Raw genomic sequence first — 14870 nt, forward strand, 5'->3', positions numbered from 1 at the left:
AGAAAAGCCAACCAATTTAAGCCTACTCCTTTTGACAAAGAGTAGGCTTAAATTGGTTATTTCGTTATTTTACTTAATCGTTAATTAGTACTTATACAAAAAAGAACCTTCTTTTCTTATGATGCATACATCGCTTTTACTTTTTTCTGCAACTCATCATCATCTAAATATTCATCATATGTGACTGATTTATCGACGATGCCTTTCGGTGTAAGGTCGATAATACGATTAGCTATCGACTGTACGAACTGATGGTCATGAGAAGCGAAAATGAGTGATCCTTTAAAGTTGATCAACCCATCATTAAGCGCTGTAATCGATTCGAGATCGAGATGGTTCGTTGGCTCATCAAGAAGCAAAACGTTTGAACCGGACAGCATCATTTTTGACAGCATGCAGCGAACCTTTTCGCCACCAGAAAGAACGCTTGCTTTTTTCAATGCTTCTTCGCCCGAGAAAAGCATCCGGCCAAGGAATCCACGCAGAAAGCTTTCACTTTCATCTGCCGGAGAATATTGACGAAGCCATTCCACAAGCGTCATATCCGATCCATCAAAGTAATCGGAGTTGTCTTTCGGGAAATAGGCTTGTGTCGTTGTCACACCCCATTTGTAAGTGCCTTCGTCCGGCGCCATTTCACCTGCTAAAATTTTAAAGAGGGTTGTTTTCGCCGCTTCATTTGTACCAACAAGGGCAATTTTATCATCTTTGTTCATAATAAAACTCACGTTATCAAGCACTTTAACACCGTCAATTGTTTTTGATAAACCTTCTACACGAAGGATATCATTGCCGATTTCGCGTTCAATCTGAAATTGAACGTACGGATAGCGGCGTGATGACGGGCGAATATCGTCAAGCGTAATTTTTTCGAGTGACTTTTTACGTGATGTTGCCTGTTTTGATTTTGATGCGTTTGCGCTAAAACGGGCAACAAACGCTTGAAGTTCCTTAATTTTCTCTTCTTTTTTCTTATTCGAATCCGCTTGTAGTCTTTGTGCTAATTGGCTGGATTCATACCAGAAATCGTAGTTACCGGCGTAAATTTGAATTTTTGCAAAATCAAGATCGGCTATATGCGTACACACTTTATTCAAAAAGTGACGGTCATGGGATACGACGATGACCGTATTTTCAAAGTTAATTAAAAATTCTTCCAGCCAACGAATAGCCTGAATATCAAGGTGGTTGGTCGGCTCATCGAGTAAAAGAACGTCAGGTTTACCGAACAAAGCTTGTGCAAGAAGTATTTTTACTTTGTCTGAACCGTCTACATCTGCCATCTTCTTATCGTGAAGTGATTCAGGAATTCCAAGACCTGACAACAAAATCGCCGCTTCGGATTCTGCTTCCCACCCGTTCATATCTGCGAATTCACCTTCAAGTTCTGCAGCACGCATTCCATCTTCATCTGTGAAATCCGCTTTCATATAAATAGCGTCTTTTTCTTTCATCACCTCATATAAACGGGCATGGCCCATCATGACTGTTTCAAGTACACCAAAATCTTCATATTCAAAGTGATTTTGTTTTAACACAGCAAGCCGTGAATCTTTCGGGATCGATACGTGGCCTGTTTGCGGCTCAAGATCACCTGACAAGATTTTCACAAATGTGGATTTACCTGCCCCATTCGCACCGATCAAGCCATAGCAGTTACCTGGTGTGAATTTCAAGTTAATATCTTCAAACAATTTCTTATCGCCAAAGCGAAGACTAACATCTTGTACTGTAATCAAATTTTTTATCCTCCCAAAATGAATTCATCAAATCTAATTATATCATCACCTGACTGAAAAAAGAACATATACAATATTGAATGCACTTATTAGAAAGATAAAATGAGTTTTTTTAATCCCGAGTATATAAATGGGATTGACTTTACACCATTTTCTGATAAACTGAATTCATCCATAAAGAGACATAATGAATGGGGTGGAACAAATGATTACGTTTGAATCATGGAATGACGCGCAGGCACAGATTCCTGACTTTCCAGCAGATTCGGAAACGAAAGGTGCGCTTGAAACGCTGCGATGGGCCTATGAGACATATGGAGAGAAACTCGTTTACGCTTGCAGCTTTGGTATTGAAGGCATTGTCCTTATTGATTTAATTGCACAAATTAAACCGGATGCTGAAATTGTTTTTCTCGATACCAATTATCATTTTAAAGAAACGTACGAAACGATTGATAAAGTAAAAGCACGGTATCCACAACTAAACATCCGTATACAACAGCCTGACCTGACTATTGAAGAGCAGGCAGCACAGTTCGAACCGGATCTATTTAAAACAAATCCGAATAAATGCTGTGAGATCCGTAAAATCATTCCGCTTCAAAAAGCACTCGCGCCATCGACAGCCTGGATTTCAGGACTTCGCCGCGAGCAGTCGGAATCAAGAGCCAATACGAATTACTTAAATCTTGATAAACGATTTGAAAAAATTAAAGTGTGCCCCCTTATTCACTGGACGTGGAAAGAAGTATGGCGATACGTAACGAAGCATGAGCTTGACTACAACGTTCTTCACGATCAAGGATATCCTAGTATTGGCTGTGCACCGTGCACAAAACCAGCATTTTCAATTGATGACATTCGTTCTGGCCGTTGGGACGGTTCGGGAAAAACAGAATGTGGTCTGCATACAACGTAATTTTTTTTGAATACAATACCAAGTATCTATATATGATTTTAACTATATCGGAGGTTTAACACATGACAAACATTGCTGCCCATGGAGGCCATCTAATTAATCAGTACCAGCCAGATCTTGATTTGTCCGGAATTACGAAAGAAGTGGAGCTTGACGCTACAGCATTAAGCGACCTTGAATTAATCGCAACCGGCGCATTTAGCCCGCTCACCGGATTTTTAACAGAAAAAGATTACGACCTTGTCGTTAAAGACATGCGTCTCGCAAACGGTACAGTATGGAGCCTGCCGATTACACTTCCTGTCACAGATGCATCGGACTACACAGTAGGTGATGCTGTTCTATTAAAACAAAAAGGCATTGTTTACGGCGTTTTAAATATTACCGACATTTATAAACCTGATCAAAAATTCGAAGCACAAAACGTGTACAAGACGACTGAAGAAGCGCATCCAGGCGTGAAAAAGTTATATGACCGAGGCCATATTTATCTTGGTGGACCGGTGACGCTTGTCAAACGCATTGAGCGTAAACAATTTGCAGAGTTTTACTTCGATCCTTCTGAAACACGTCGCATTTTTAATGAAAACGGATGGAACAAAATTGTTGGGTTTCAAACACGTAATCCGGTTCACCGGGCGCATGAATACATTCAAAAGTCAGCGCTTGAAATTGTAGATGCGCTTCTATTAAATCCGCTCGTTGGCGAAACGAAATCAGATGATATTCCAGCTGATATTCGTATGGAAAGCTATCAAGTATTGCTTCGTGACTATTACCCGGCGGACCGTGTGAAGCTTGCTGTATTCCCAGCCGCAATGCGCTACGCTGGACCGCGTGAAGCAATTTTCCATGCAATTGTCCGTAAAAATTACGGCTGTACTCACTTCATCGTCGGCCGCGACCATGCAGGCGTTGGTGATTATTACGGCACATACGAAGCACAAGAAATTTTCTCAAACTTTACGGCAGAAGAAATCGGCATTACACTTTTATTCTTTGAACATAGCTTCTACTGCGAAAAATGCGGCAACATGGCGTCTTCGAAAACTTGCCCGCACGGCAAGGAAGATCATGTGATTCTTTCTGGTACAAAGGTGCGTGAAATGCTTCGTTCCGGTCAAATTCCACCGGCAGAATTTAGCCGTAAAGAAGTGGTTGAAGTATTGATTCGCGGAATGAAAGAAACAGCGCATAGCTAAGGGGGAGAATCATAATGGCTGAAAATATCGTCTGGCATGAACAATCACTAACAAAAGAAGAACGCCGTACAAAAAGTGGACACCATAGCTCGGTTCTTTGGTTTACTGGGCTGTCTGGTTCCGGCAAATCGACTGTTGCGAATGCAGCGGCACGCCGCTTGTTTGATCTTGGTGTGAACACGTACGTCCTTGATGGGGATAACGTTCGCCACGGTTTAAATAAAGATCTTGGTTTTTCCGATGAAGCGCGTAAAGAAAACATTCGCCGTATTGGTGAAGTAGCCAAGTTATTTGTAGACAGCGGTCAGCTCGTCTTTACTGCGTTCATCTCGCCATTCCGTGAAGACCGCGATACCGTTCGCGCTCTTCTTGAAGATGGTGAATTTATTGAAGTATTTGTTGAATGTCCGATTGAAAAATGCGAAGAGCGTGATCCAAAAGGATTATATAAAAAAGCACGAGCAGGTGAAATCCCTGAGTTTACAGGAATTACATCTCCTTATGAAGCACCAGATAAACCAGAACTTGTGTTAAATACCGATCAGTTCACTGTTGATGAGTGTGTCGATCAGCTTGTTGATTATTTAAAGAGTAATAACTGGTTATAATTAAAGAAATCGTATAACAAGCGGGGAAACGGTACAGGCCGTTATCCTCGCAGGTGATGATTTAAAAGTATTCAGCCAGGTCGATGATGAGCTAGAGATGTTTTATGTCTTGCTCCCTGACTAGGAAGAAATTACGGTGTATGAAAAAACGCATCCGCGGTGGAGCAGGCTTCATATGGCCTGCTCCCGGAACGGATTCGAAATAGAGAAGATCAACGCACAATGAACGGGGAGGTGGCACGATGGGCAAAATTTGGCTTGTCGGTGCAGGACCGGGTGATCCGGATTTAATTACAGTAAAAGGTTTAAATGCAATCAAGCAAGCTGATGTCATTTTGTATGACCGGTTAATCAGCATGGAACTGCTTGATCATGCTAAAACAGGAACCGAGCTGATTTTTTGCGGAAAACTGCCGGACCGTCATTTTGTTCAACAAGAAAACATTAACGAACTTCTTGTTAAACATGCTAAAGAAGGCAAGCAAGTCGTCCGTTTAAAAGGCGGCGATCCATATGTCTTCGGACGCGGTGGTGAAGAAGCAGCGTTCGCTGCCCATCATGGCATTGCATTTGAAGTAATCCCTGGTATTACATCAGGTATTGCAGCCCCTGCCTATGCCGGTATTCCTGTTACTCACCGCGATCATGGTGCATCGTTTGCCATTGTAACCGGCCACCGAAAGACAGGTGCGGATGAAGAAATGAAATGGGCCTCTCTTGCCAAAGGAATCGATACAATCGCCATTTACATGGGCGTTAAAAATCTCCCTTACATTCAAGAGCAACTCATCAAGCATGGTAAACCGCCGGAAACACCAGCTGCTCTTATTCACTGGGGGACGACGGCGAAGCAGCAAACAGTCACAGGCACACTCGTAAACATTTATGAGGTCGCTCAAAAAGAAGGCATTACAAATCCAAGTATGATCATTGTCGGTGAAGTCGTAAAAATGCGGGATCAACTGCAATGGTTTGAAGAAAAAGATGGAGCTTTGACACGAGGGGGCAGTGAACAATGAGAGCAATCCTCTACATTTGTCATGGTACCCGTGTAAAAGAAGGAGCTAAGCAAGCAGCGGCGTTTATTGAAGAAACAATGCCGCTTGTCGATGCTCAAATTCAAGAAATCTGTTATTTAGAGCTTTCAGACCCATCGATTGCGGAAGGTTTAGCGAGATGCGTACAAAAAGGGGCCACGGAAATCATTGCCATGCCGTTTCTTCTGTTAACAGCGGGTCATGCGAAAAAAGACATTCCAGAAGAACTTAAAAAAGCAGCACAGCACTATCCTAATCTTATGATCCGCTACGGACGCCCGCTTGGTGTGCATGAACATATTGTTGATGTACTAATCGATCGAATGAAAGAAGCCGCACCTTTTCAGGAAGATGCATGTGTATTGCTCGTTGGACGTGGAAGCAGTGATCCCGAAACGAAACAGGACTTCGACCAGATTAGCCGTCTTTTTAAAGAAAAAACCAAGTTATCCGATGTATATATCGGATATTTAGCAGCCTGTGAACCAACGTTTGAAGATGCCTTGTATGAATTAGCTGCAATGAAGTCAAGACAGCTCTTTATCGTCCCATACTTGCTTTTTACAGGCATTTTAACGAAAACAATGGATCGTGAAGTGAGAAAACTTCAAACAGAGGCAGAGGTGCATTTATGCCGTCATCTCGGCTACGACCCAATGCTTGGTCAAATACTGGCACAGCGTGTTGAAGAAGCGTTTTATGAGGTACCGTCATGTTTCCAATCATGATTGACCTTACTGATCAAAAGGTTGTTATTGCAGGTGGCGGACCGATCGCGCTTCATAAAATCGAAAACCTGCTTCGTTTCGGTATTTGTGCACATATTATTAGTCCTGAATTTCATCCATCGATTGAACAGCTCGCCGCCAAAGAAAAAGTCATTCTACATCGAAAAAAAGTGGAATGGAACGATTTAAAAGATGCTTTTTTAATCATGCTTGTAACAGATGATAAAGAAGCGAATGAACAAATGGCGGGACTTGCCAAAGAACATGGAAAGCTCGTTGTACATGCCGAACACAACGATCTTGGCAATGCACAAATTCCAGCCGTTCTCATTCGTGGCAAGCTCATGATCAGCGTCTCAACAGGAGGCGCAAGCCCTACTTTATCGAAAAACATCCGCAATCATCTCGAAGATCAATTTGATGAACGATATGAAACGTATCTTGATTTTTTATATGATACAAGACAGTATATAAAAAAACATGTCGACAGCCGCCATGAACGGCGGATATGGCTGAAAAAAGCAGCAGATTCACATTATCTCGATTACCCGGAAGAGCGGGAGCGGTACATAACAGAACTAACATCTGCTTATCCCGCTTTGTAGACAACAGGAGGAACAGTTATGGAACGTTTTTTAATTCTCGCACTCGTCGGACTTGCTGCTCAGCTCGTTGACGGGTCACTCGGAATGGGCTACGGCCTCACATCAACCACATTATTGCTCTCAGCAGGTATTGCACCGGCCATTGCATCTGCTTCTGTCCATATGGCAGAAGTCGTCACGACCGCCGCATCAGGCATGAGCCATCGACGTTTTGGCAACGTAGATAAAGCAATGCTGAAAAAATTAATTATCCCTGGCTCAATCGGCGCATTTGCCGGTGCCACTTTTTTGAGCAATTTGACGGGAGATAACGTGCGGCTTTACGTTTCCTCTTTTCTTCTTTGCCTTGGCCTCTACATCCTGGCACGGTTTTTATTTTTTCAGGACGCTCGCAAACAAAATCCAAAACAGCTGACGAACCGCTTTTACGTTCCACTCGGTTTTGTAGGTGGGTTTTTCGATGCTAGCGGCGGGGGAGGATGGGGACCGATCGCAACGCCTGCTCTTTTGTCTCAAAAAGGGATGCAGCCGCGTATGGTGATCGGAACCGTTGCAGCGAGCGAATTTGCCGTTGCGGCGTCTGCGACAATCGGCTTTATGATTTCTTTAGGGCCATCACAGATCAATTGGCTCTGGGCAGGAGCGATCATGCTTGGCGGTATTATCGCAGCCCCATTTGCAGCCTGGATCGTTAAAAGCTTACCGACACGCGTTTTAGCAGTTATCGTCAGCGGTATGCTAATCATGACAAACTTAAATGCGATCTTAAACTACACAAGCATTTCTGTTTCAGCAGAGAAGTATATCTTTATCGCGCTTGTCGTCATCTGGATCCCACTTATTGGTTACATGATCAAAAAAGAGCGAATATCAGGAATGGATAAACACGTGACTATAAATGTAAAAGAGAAAACATCCTAATGGATGTTTTCTCAGCTTGTAGACAAAGTCTTCATTTTGAAGACGATGTCTGCAGGCTTTTTTTGTATAATAAAAACATCAAAATCTTGTGGGGGAATTTGTATGTTATCCAAACGACTTGAAGATCATCGGAATCAAATGGAGGTTGTCGCACTCAACCAGCTTGTGCCGAACGATCACTTGGTTCGTAAAATTGAGGCGGCGATCGATTTCGATTTCATTTATCCATTGGTGGAGGGTATGTATTCTACGGAAAACGGACGGCCGAGTGTTGATCCCGTTGTACTCATCAAAATGGTGCTCGTGCAGTATCTGTTTGGCATCCGTTCGATGCGCCAGACGATTAAGGAAATCGAAACGAACGTCGCTTATCGATGGTTTCTTGGCTATGGTTTTTCGGAGAAAATACCTCATTTCTCCACCTTCGGTAAAAACTATGTCCGCCGTTTCAAAGATACCGACCTGTTTGAACAGGTTTTCTACCGGATTCTGAAAGAAGCGATGGAAAAGGGTTTTGTTGATCCTTCTGTTGCCTTCATTGATTCTACGCATGTAAAAGCGAGTGCGAATAAAAAGAAATTCGACAAGAAAGTCGTGCGTGTAGAAGCGAGAAGCTACCAGGCACAGCTGGATGAGGAAATTAACGTAGATCGTGAAGAACACGGAAAAAAGCCATTTCCCCCACAGGAAAAGGAAGAGACGAAAGAGATCAAAGTTAGCACGACCGATCCTGAAAGTGGCTACTACGTAAAAGATGAGCGTGAAAAGAGCTTCGCCTATTCCTTTCATACCGCCTGTGATGCCAACGGTTTTGTTCTTGCTTCCCATGTCACTGGTGCCAATGTTCATGACAGCCGTATATTTACCGAGATTCTGGATACCGTTATGGAAAAAGTCGCAAAGCCTGTCGCTGTCGCAGCCGATGCCGGATATAAAACACCGCATATTGCGAAGTATGTAACGGACCTGGAGATTCTGCCTGTCCTGCCGTATTCGAGACCCCGGACTCCAAAAGGCTATTTAAAAAAGAGCGACTTTGCGTTTGATGAACACTATGACTGCTATATTTGTCCTGAAGGACAGGTGCTTCCTTACCGGACTACAACCCGTGATGGATACAGGCAGTATGCCTCTGATCCAAAACAGTGCCAGGACTGCCCGCTTTTGTCGATGTGCACGTAAAGTCAGAATCACCTGAAACTGATTCACCGGCATGTGTGGGAGAGCTATCTTGAAGAAGCCGACCACATGCGCCATACGCCGCATAATAAAGAAATCTACGCGAAACGCAAAGAAACGATTGAGCGGGTCTTTGCGGACGCAAAAGAAAAGCATGGCATGCGCTGGACAACCCTCAGGGGACTGGGGAAATTATCCATGCAGGCGATGCTTACTTTTGCTGCCATGAACCTCAAGAAACTGGCCAGATGGTCGTGGAAGTCTCCACGGCCAGCTTGAGAAGAGGGGCTTCAACACGTAAAAAAGACAAAACCGCCTCAAATCGGAGATTTGAAAGCGGCTTTGTCTACAGTCTGAGAAAACATCCTAATGGATGTTTTCTCTTTTTCATTTTGGCAAGGGAATATTCCAGTGTGAAGAGGACGTATTCTATTTTACACTGGATGAACTCATATCATTGTTAGAAAAGTTAGAAAACCGTTATTCAGGAAATGTACAAGAAGTTGTGGAAGAAAGAAAAAATCAGCATGAGTTGAATCAAAAGCTAAAATCTCCTCGAGTTATGACCAGTGAAGGAGAAATTATTACTGGAAAACTGCGGGATGTTAACGCACCAGAAGGAGCTATCGTAGGCACAGCCGTTTCTGCAGGTGTTGTAGATGGTGTTGCAAGAGTCAATCTCAGACCGGACCGGAGGATGCAAAGCTCAATCGTGGCGAAATCTTAGTTGCTCCTTATACTGATCTACTGATCCTGGATGGACGCCATTATTTACTTCAGTTGTTGGACTCATAACGGAAGTCGGTGGAATGATGACTCACGGCTCTGTGATTGCACGTGAATACGGTATTCCAGCAGTTGTTGGAATCGAAAAAGATACGGAAATTATTAAAGATGGTGCCTATATACGAGTGGATGAAACCAATGGCTTCGTGCAAATATTGGAGGGTAGTTCTAGTAAATAAAACAGTGATCTTTTTTGAACTTGTTTTTGCAACTGCTACAAACACGTTAATATTCACCGACCTGAATCAGTACTTATTTCTAATGTACGTTATCCTGAAGATCACGAAGATTATCAATGGGCATTACGCAAGTATTTAAATACCGATAACACAAATACACATAACTGGCAGCGAAAAAGCCAAACAGGATAAATTTGCTGCCAGTTCAATAATCATATAAAAAAATTCATTTTTTCTCAATATTAAAAGTTTACTTTTGAAATGAGATATAATTTTATAACTAATGATAATAAATATTATGTTAACTTCAAACGAACATAAGAGGATTTAGGAACTAGCGCTTCAAGTACCTATAATATATTATATCCTCCCCTTACTTTGTTTAATTTGGGGTCCATCCTCATAAGTCGACTAAATTACATAATTCATGGTATCGAACTTAATTCTTAGGGATCGACCGTATAAAACTCAGGAGGTCTGATAATTCGGATGATTTTCTCTTTTATTTAGAGATTGAGAAAAATTACTCCGTGAACACCCTTAATCAACATTCGAATTCATGGACCACTGGGTCACGTTAGCCTTAGATAACATAGCCATTTATTAAAAAAACCTTTTCCTTTTTTCTATCCGAATTTTAATACAATACTTATAGTACTAATCTGCCCCGTTAGTGCCATAAGAAAAAGGCTGCCTCAGCAACCTCTCTTATTGAAGTAAAGCACCCGTTAGTTCAAGTACAATCATTCACAATCATGCTAACCTGCCTCTTGGTTCCATAATAAAAAGAACCGCCCGCAGGCAATTGTAAGATACCAATATGAATTGCAGTTAATAATCTAATCTACTTCGATGCTGAGGCCAAAGTGACTTCGGGTATTGTTACCTTGTCATAAAAATCTACAAATTTATCCCGATCTGCACTGTCACGGTAAGCCATGGCGACACGCGGGTGTTCGTTAAGCACACCAGAGATCATGTAAGGGATGATATAGCCCCATTCCCACTTTTGACGCATTTCTAACATGTGCTTTTCAATGACGCCTAGAACTGGCTTAATTTCATAACGTGGTTTTTGTATGTAGCTAACGAGAAGCTCTGTGTTACAGTTACCCGCCGCACGACCCATGCCATAAACAGATGAATCAAGGAAAGTAACCCCATTTTGCATCGCAGTTAATGTATTGGCGAATGCCAGCTGCATATTGTTATGCGTATGGATCCCAAGCTGTTTGTTAGGAATCATCGATTGAAACTTTTTCACTTGATGCTCAATATCCGCAGGATCCAAGCTCCCAAAGGAGTCCACGATATACACAACATCTACGGGGCTTTCTTTCACCATTTCAAACGCTTCAATAAGCTGATTCTCAGGCACGCTGGATAAAGCCATAATGTTGAGCGAAGTCTCATAACCCAAATCATGGAACATTTGTACAAGCTCTAAGCCTTTATCCACTTCACGGACATAGCATGCTACTCGAATCATATCTAAAACACTTTGTTCACGCGGCAGAATGTCATTTGAGTCTACACGCCCGATATCTACTAATGCAGATAGCTTCGTGAACTTTTTCTCAGGGATAATTTCTTTCAGGAAATTATCGTCAAGAAATCTCCACGGATTGGGCTCAGTCGCGTTAAGAAGCCTCGCTGAGTTTTTGTAGCCGATTTCCATGTATTCAACACCTGCTGCACTTAGGCCATTATACAGGTCTTGAACAAATTCAATGCTGAAATCCCAATTGTTGACTAAACCTCCATCACGGATGGTACAGTCTAAAATTTTGCTGCGGTGTTCCATAATTGTAACTTCCTCCTGTTGATTAAGCTCATTAATCATATTATTTTTTAATATTTATGCTTTATATCATGATTCATTTAAAGGTGTCAAACTTATTTTTCAAATGGTGAACGATCTAAACTGTAATGGGAGAATTGACAATTACGTACATTGGTTTAACAACATTCGAATTCATGGACCACTGGGTCACGTTAGCCTTATTGAATTCAAGCTAAAGTTCTGGATGTCCGCTCATTCCATATTTTAATTATTGAAGGAGGGGCCTTTATATTTTAACACCATTCAGCCTTTCATTCATGAATGATGTTAAAATTCGATTGGCCTTATTTTTTCATCACACACATTGGATTAATATTCACCCCTCAGAATGTAAATGCGCTATTTATCGTCAAAATATTCAACACCCTGTATTTCTATTCAAATCAGGAGCAAATGAACTGATTTTGTTGTTGCTCTATCTATATCTTTAAAGCACGAGTTACTTTAAAAAAGGATTGTGATCTAATTCCTGACCAATCGTTGTGACACCATCGTGTCCAGGTAATACATATGTATCTTTAGGCAATATTAAAAGTTTGTTATGGATACTTTTTAAAAGTTGTTCTTCTTGACCGCCTGGCAGATCTGTGCGGCCAATTCCACCCTCAAAGAGCGTATCTCCGACGATAATAAAGCCATCTTCCTTAAAATAAAAGCTAACGCCTCCTGGAGAATGACCGGGAGTTTCATACAAATAAAAGGAGATACCTCCAATTGAAAGCTGTCCATCTTTTGTAAACAACTGATCTGCCTGGTTCACAATGATTGGCTGAATCCCTTTATAATTAGACGATCCATTTAATGAAGGATTCGACAACCATTTTTTTTCGGCTCGATGAAGATACACAGGTGTGCTGTAACATTCACGGAGCGAATCTACTGCACCGATATGATCAAAATGGGCATGTGTAAGCAGGATCGCCTTTGGCTGCAGCCCTTTCTTTCTTATAAACTGACGAATTTTATGTTCCTCTTCGCCAGGATCGATGATTAAACAAGACCTTTCATCGTTATAGACAATATACGCATTTGTTTGAAGCGGCCCAAGTGGCAGCTGAATCCATTCCATCGTGTCACCTCTTAGTTATAAGTGTACCATGATTTATATAAAATTTTAATGAATTGCCGCATTAAATTACCCTTCAGATGTATAACCATTCCTTTTATATGTCCATACTGATAAAACGCTGAGAAAATAAGATGGGAGGATGGAAAACATTTTTATTGGTATGCTGACAATCAAAATTGTTGTCGGTTTTGCCTTCTTGTTTTTTATTATTAACTTAACAGGTAAAACCTCTATTAATCAATTAAGTACATATCACTTAGTTTTTGTATTAGTACTTGGGGATTTATTAGGAAATACTTTATATGACGAACAAGTAAAGGTTTATCAATTTTTATACGCAACCGGATTATGGACACTTTGCATGTTGGGAATAGAGTTTATCACACAAAAAAAGAAATCGACACGTTTTCTATTAGAAGGGAATCCATCTATTCTCATCCGGGATGGTATCTTGGACCGAGAGATGCTTAGTAAAAATAAATTAGATATCAATGAAGTAGCAAGTTTACTTCGACAAAATAATGTATTTTCCGTGCGTGAAGTCAAATACGGTATATTGGAACAAAATGGTAATATAAGTATATTGCTGAAATCTAAGTATGAAAATCCGAAACGACAAGACCTTAATCTTCCAGAAAACCCTGTAGATTTGCCAGTCAGCTTGATTATCGATGGCGAAATTTTGTTGGATAACTTACAGGAAATTGGATTTGATCAAAAATGGTTGAAGAAAGAATTACAGGCTAATGGATATCATGATGAAAAAGGGATCTTTTTTGCAGATTGGCGGGATAGTGAAGGTATTCATATAAGTCCTAAGTAGACATTTTCATCTTTTTAGCTAAAAAGCCACTGATTCGAACTCGAAATAGTGGCTTTCATCATGATTTACCCTTTTAAAATGTGTTCCACTTTATCAATGACTTTTTGTAACTTTTCACTGTTTTTGCTGTACATATCCTTGGCTTCTTCTTTTTCTGTTCCAAGAGCAAATAGCTCTAAGTCCGCCTGGCATTTTTTCATTGTTGCGAGCAGTAAAGGCATTTCTGTAGGAGGCGGGACTTCAATTTTATCGTCAAAAAGGTCAACGGTTAACTGCCCATAAGAATCCACCTGTCCAAGAAAGACATTTTCAATCGTAACGCCCAGTTTGTCCAGTTCGGTGTTTAACCAATTTCTGCTTTGATTGATGGTGGACAATGGCTCATCCAGTATTTTCCCATCCATTATTACAGTTTGTGGCTCTTTTATAGAAGCGACTTGTAAGTTTAAATCTTTAGGCGTTAACGGTTGGTTTTCTTTTTTAAGTAATATGCTCAAATCACCTGCCGCCTCTAATACAGCAAATTCAACATCAGAAACTTGAAAAACATCTTTTTTTCGAAGTAATTCCAATAATTCATCTATTGTATACCTTTCCTTTTTTAAATTTTCTTCCATAATTTTCCCGTTTTTAATGAAGACAACCCCTCTTCCTTCCATAAAATCGCGAAAGGCTTTGTTCTTTAATGAAATGAATCCAACTAAAAAGGGTATCCCTGCAAAAATGGCCAGTCCTAGAAGACCATGCATAATGTTTTTTTCAACCCCTGTAACCAATTCCCCACCGATGCTTCCGATGGTAATACCAGTAACATATTCAAAAAAGGACAATTGAGAGAGCTGCCTTTTACCAAGTAACTTCGTCGTGGCAAAAAGACCCGTTAAAAACAATAAACTTCGCAGTACTACTTGTAACCACTCTGGCACTGCCTAACACCTCCTGCACACTATAATCCTTTTTTAAAAACCTTTATACTGAGGTTCTTCTCGTTCTAATTCTCCAATCCGTTTTTTTAAATCGGTCACAATTTCGTTTACTTCCATCATTGCTTCGTGCAAAGTCCGCCTGGATTCATCGTCTTGCGTTCGCGAAGTTAAACTAGATAAGCTGGCTTCTGCGCCTTTGAGGCTAGCTAGACATTGTTTCACACTTGATGCAACAGTCATCCTATACTCTCCCTTCTTTTTCATTTAAATATCAAAGGTGTCCCTTACAAAGAACGGAATACGATC

General features: G+C 41.1%; 15 protein-coding genes and 2 pseudogenes. 12 read left to right on the forward strand and 5 right to left on the reverse strand.

All coding sequences use genetic code 11. From position 1 onward, the window contains the following. Nucleotides 1-116: 116 nt before the first annotated feature. Complete coding sequence (locus AWH49_RS12935) at nt 117-1739, reverse strand: ABC-F family ATP-binding cassette domain-containing protein (protein WP_063966048.1); 1623 nt, start codon at nt 1737-1739, stop codon at nt 117-119. A gap of 205 nt (nt 1740-1944) precedes the next feature. Between AWH49_RS12935 and AWH49_RS12940 the strand changes: the two genes are divergently transcribed. From AWH49_RS12940 to AWH49_RS21455, 10 genes and pseudogenes are all read left to right on the forward strand, one after another. Further along, the gene (locus AWH49_RS12940; protein WP_063966133.1) at nt 1945-2658 is read left to right on the forward strand and encodes a phosphoadenylyl-sulfate reductase; all 714 of its coding nucleotides are present in this window, start codon (nt 1945-1947) and stop codon (nt 2656-2658) included. A 62-nt stretch (nt 2659-2720) separates the two neighbouring features. Then, nucleotides 2721-3860 carry a sulfate adenylyltransferase gene (sat, locus tag AWH49_RS12945; protein ID WP_018393064.1) on the forward strand — a complete coding sequence of 380 codons (1140 nt, stop codon included), beginning with the start codon at nt 2721-2723 and terminating at the stop codon, nt 3858-3860. Between the two features lie 14 nt (nt 3861-3874). Then, nucleotides 3875-4468, forward strand: coding sequence for an adenylyl-sulfate kinase (gene cysC / locus AWH49_RS12950; RefSeq protein WP_063966049.1), 594 nt, complete (start codon nt 3875-3877; stop codon nt 4466-4468). A gap of 13 nt (nt 4469-4481) precedes the next feature. Next, entirely contained in the window at nt 4482-4592 is a 111-nt protein-coding gene (locus AWH49_RS21290) for a DUF3906 family protein (protein ID WP_157723733.1), read from the forward strand. A gap of 118 nt (nt 4593-4710) precedes the next feature. Next, nucleotides 4711-5487, forward strand: a complete 777-nt coding sequence (gene cobA / locus AWH49_RS12955; protein WP_018393062.1) for a uroporphyrinogen-III C-methyltransferase — start codon at nt 4711-4713, stop codon at nt 5485-5487. After that, on the forward strand, nt 5484-6233 hold the full coding sequence (locus AWH49_RS12960; protein WP_063966050.1) for a sirohydrochlorin chelatase: 750 nt from the start codon (nt 5484-5486) through the stop codon (nt 6231-6233). Before cobA ends, AWH49_RS12960 begins: the two co-directional genes overlap by 4 nt. Continuing rightward, nucleotides 6218-6838 (forward strand): precorrin-2 dehydrogenase/sirohydrochlorin ferrochelatase family protein, encoded by a 621-nt coding sequence (locus AWH49_RS12965; RefSeq protein WP_034284567.1) that lies wholly within the window; start codon nt 6218-6220, stop codon nt 6836-6838. Before AWH49_RS12960 ends, AWH49_RS12965 begins: the two co-directional genes overlap by 16 nt. A gap of 18 nt (nt 6839-6856) precedes the next feature. After that, nucleotides 6857-7759, forward strand: coding sequence for a sulfite exporter TauE/SafE family protein (locus AWH49_RS12970; protein ID WP_063966051.1), 903 nt, complete (start codon nt 6857-6859; stop codon nt 7757-7759). Nucleotides 7760-7861: 102 nt separating this feature from the next. Further along, nucleotides 7862-9217, forward strand: a pseudogene (locus AWH49_RS12975) (IS1182 family transposase). A gap of 115 nt (nt 9218-9332) precedes the next feature. Beyond that, nucleotides 9333-9903 (forward strand): annotated as a pseudogene (locus AWH49_RS21455) (PEP-utilizing enzyme); the annotation flags it as partial. A gap of 844 nt (nt 9904-10747) precedes the next feature. Here the strand turns inward: AWH49_RS21455 and AWH49_RS12985 are convergent. Further along, nucleotides 10748-11707, reverse strand: coding sequence for an aldolase catalytic domain-containing protein (locus AWH49_RS12985; protein WP_063966053.1), 960 nt, complete (start codon nt 11705-11707; stop codon nt 10748-10750). 103 nt (nt 11708-11810) lie between these two features. On the opposite strand from AWH49_RS12985, the gene AWH49_RS21305 reads away from it, so the two are divergent. Then, nucleotides 11811-11954 carry an IS3 family transposase gene (locus AWH49_RS21305; protein ID WP_157723727.1) on the forward strand — a complete coding sequence of 48 codons (144 nt, stop codon included), beginning with the start codon at nt 11811-11813 and terminating at the stop codon, nt 11952-11954. A gap of 231 nt (nt 11955-12185) precedes the next feature. On the opposite strand, the gene AWH49_RS12990 is transcribed toward AWH49_RS21305, so the two are convergent. After that, complete coding sequence (locus tag AWH49_RS12990; RefSeq protein ID WP_063966054.1) at nt 12186-12815, reverse strand: MBL fold metallo-hydrolase; 630 nt, start codon at nt 12813-12815, stop codon at nt 12186-12188. 139 nt (nt 12816-12954) lie between these two features. Here AWH49_RS12990 and AWH49_RS12995 point away from each other — a divergent pair, with 139 nt between their 5' ends. Then, nucleotides 12955-13638 carry a DUF421 domain-containing protein gene (locus AWH49_RS12995; RefSeq protein WP_063966055.1) on the forward strand — a complete coding sequence of 228 codons (684 nt, stop codon included), beginning with the start codon at nt 12955-12957 and terminating at the stop codon, nt 13636-13638. Between the two features lie 65 nt (nt 13639-13703). On the opposite strand, the gene AWH49_RS13000 is transcribed toward AWH49_RS12995, so the two are convergent. Together AWH49_RS13000 and AWH49_RS13005 are read right to left on the reverse strand one after the other, a co-directional pair. Then, the gene (locus tag AWH49_RS13000) at nt 13704-14564 is read right to left on the reverse strand and encodes a DUF421 domain-containing protein (protein WP_063966056.1); all 861 of its coding nucleotides are present in this window, start codon (nt 14562-14564) and stop codon (nt 13704-13706) included. 33 nt (nt 14565-14597) lie between these two features. Further along, a complete protein-coding gene (locus tag AWH49_RS13005; RefSeq protein ID WP_018393048.1) occupies nt 14598-14804 on the reverse strand; it encodes a DUF1657 domain-containing protein in 207 nt (68 codons plus the stop codon). Between the last annotated feature and the right edge of the window lie 66 nt (nt 14805-14870).

This window comes from Domibacillus aminovorans (genome assembly GCF_001643235.1).
In the GTDB taxonomy this organism is placed as follows: domain Bacteria; phylum Bacillota; class Bacilli; order Bacillales; family Domibacillaceae; genus Domibacillus; species Domibacillus aminovorans.

What these genes read in the sequence shown, in the direction of transcription:
- AWH49_RS12940 (WP_063966133.1), top strand. Translation starts at nt 1,945, where the DNA reads ATGATTACGTTTGAATCATGGAATGACGCGCAGGCACAGATTCCTGAC.
- sat (WP_018393064.1), top strand. Translation starts at nt 2,721, where the DNA reads ATGACAAACATTGCTGCCCATGGAGGCCATCTAATTAATCAGTACCAG.
- cysC (WP_063966049.1), top strand. Translation starts at nt 3,875, where the DNA reads ATGGCTGAAAATATCGTCTGGCATGAACAATCACTAACAAAAGAAGAA.
- cobA (WP_018393062.1), top strand. Translation starts at nt 4,711, where the DNA reads ATGGGCAAAATTTGGCTTGTCGGTGCAGGACCGGGTGATCCGGATTTA.
- AWH49_RS12960 (WP_063966050.1), top strand. Translation starts at nt 5,484, where the DNA reads ATGAGAGCAATCCTCTACATTTGTCATGGTACCCGTGTAAAAGAAGGA.
- AWH49_RS12965 (WP_034284567.1), top strand. Translation starts at nt 6,218, where the DNA reads ATGTTTCCAATCATGATTGACCTTACTGATCAAAAGGTTGTTATTGCA.
- AWH49_RS12970 (WP_063966051.1), top strand. Translation starts at nt 6,857, where the DNA reads ATGGAACGTTTTTTAATTCTCGCACTCGTCGGACTTGCTGCTCAGCTC.
- AWH49_RS12985 (WP_063966053.1), bottom strand. Translation starts at nt 11,707, where the DNA reads ATGGAACACCGCAGCAAAATTTTAGACTGTACCATCCGTGATGGAGGT.
- AWH49_RS21305 (WP_157723727.1), top strand. Translation starts at nt 11,811, where the DNA reads ATGGTGAACGATCTAAACTGTAATGGGAGAATTGACAATTACGTACAT.
- AWH49_RS12990 (WP_063966054.1), bottom strand. Translation starts at nt 12,815, where the DNA reads ATGGAATGGATTCAGCTGCCACTTGGGCCGCTTCAAACAAATGCGTAT.
- AWH49_RS12995 (WP_063966055.1), top strand. Translation starts at nt 12,955, where the DNA reads ATGGAAAACATTTTTATTGGTATGCTGACAATCAAAATTGTTGTCGGT.
- AWH49_RS13005 (WP_018393048.1), bottom strand. Translation starts at nt 14,804, where the DNA reads ATGACTGTTGCATCAAGTGTGAAACAATGTCTAGCTAGCCTCAAAGGC.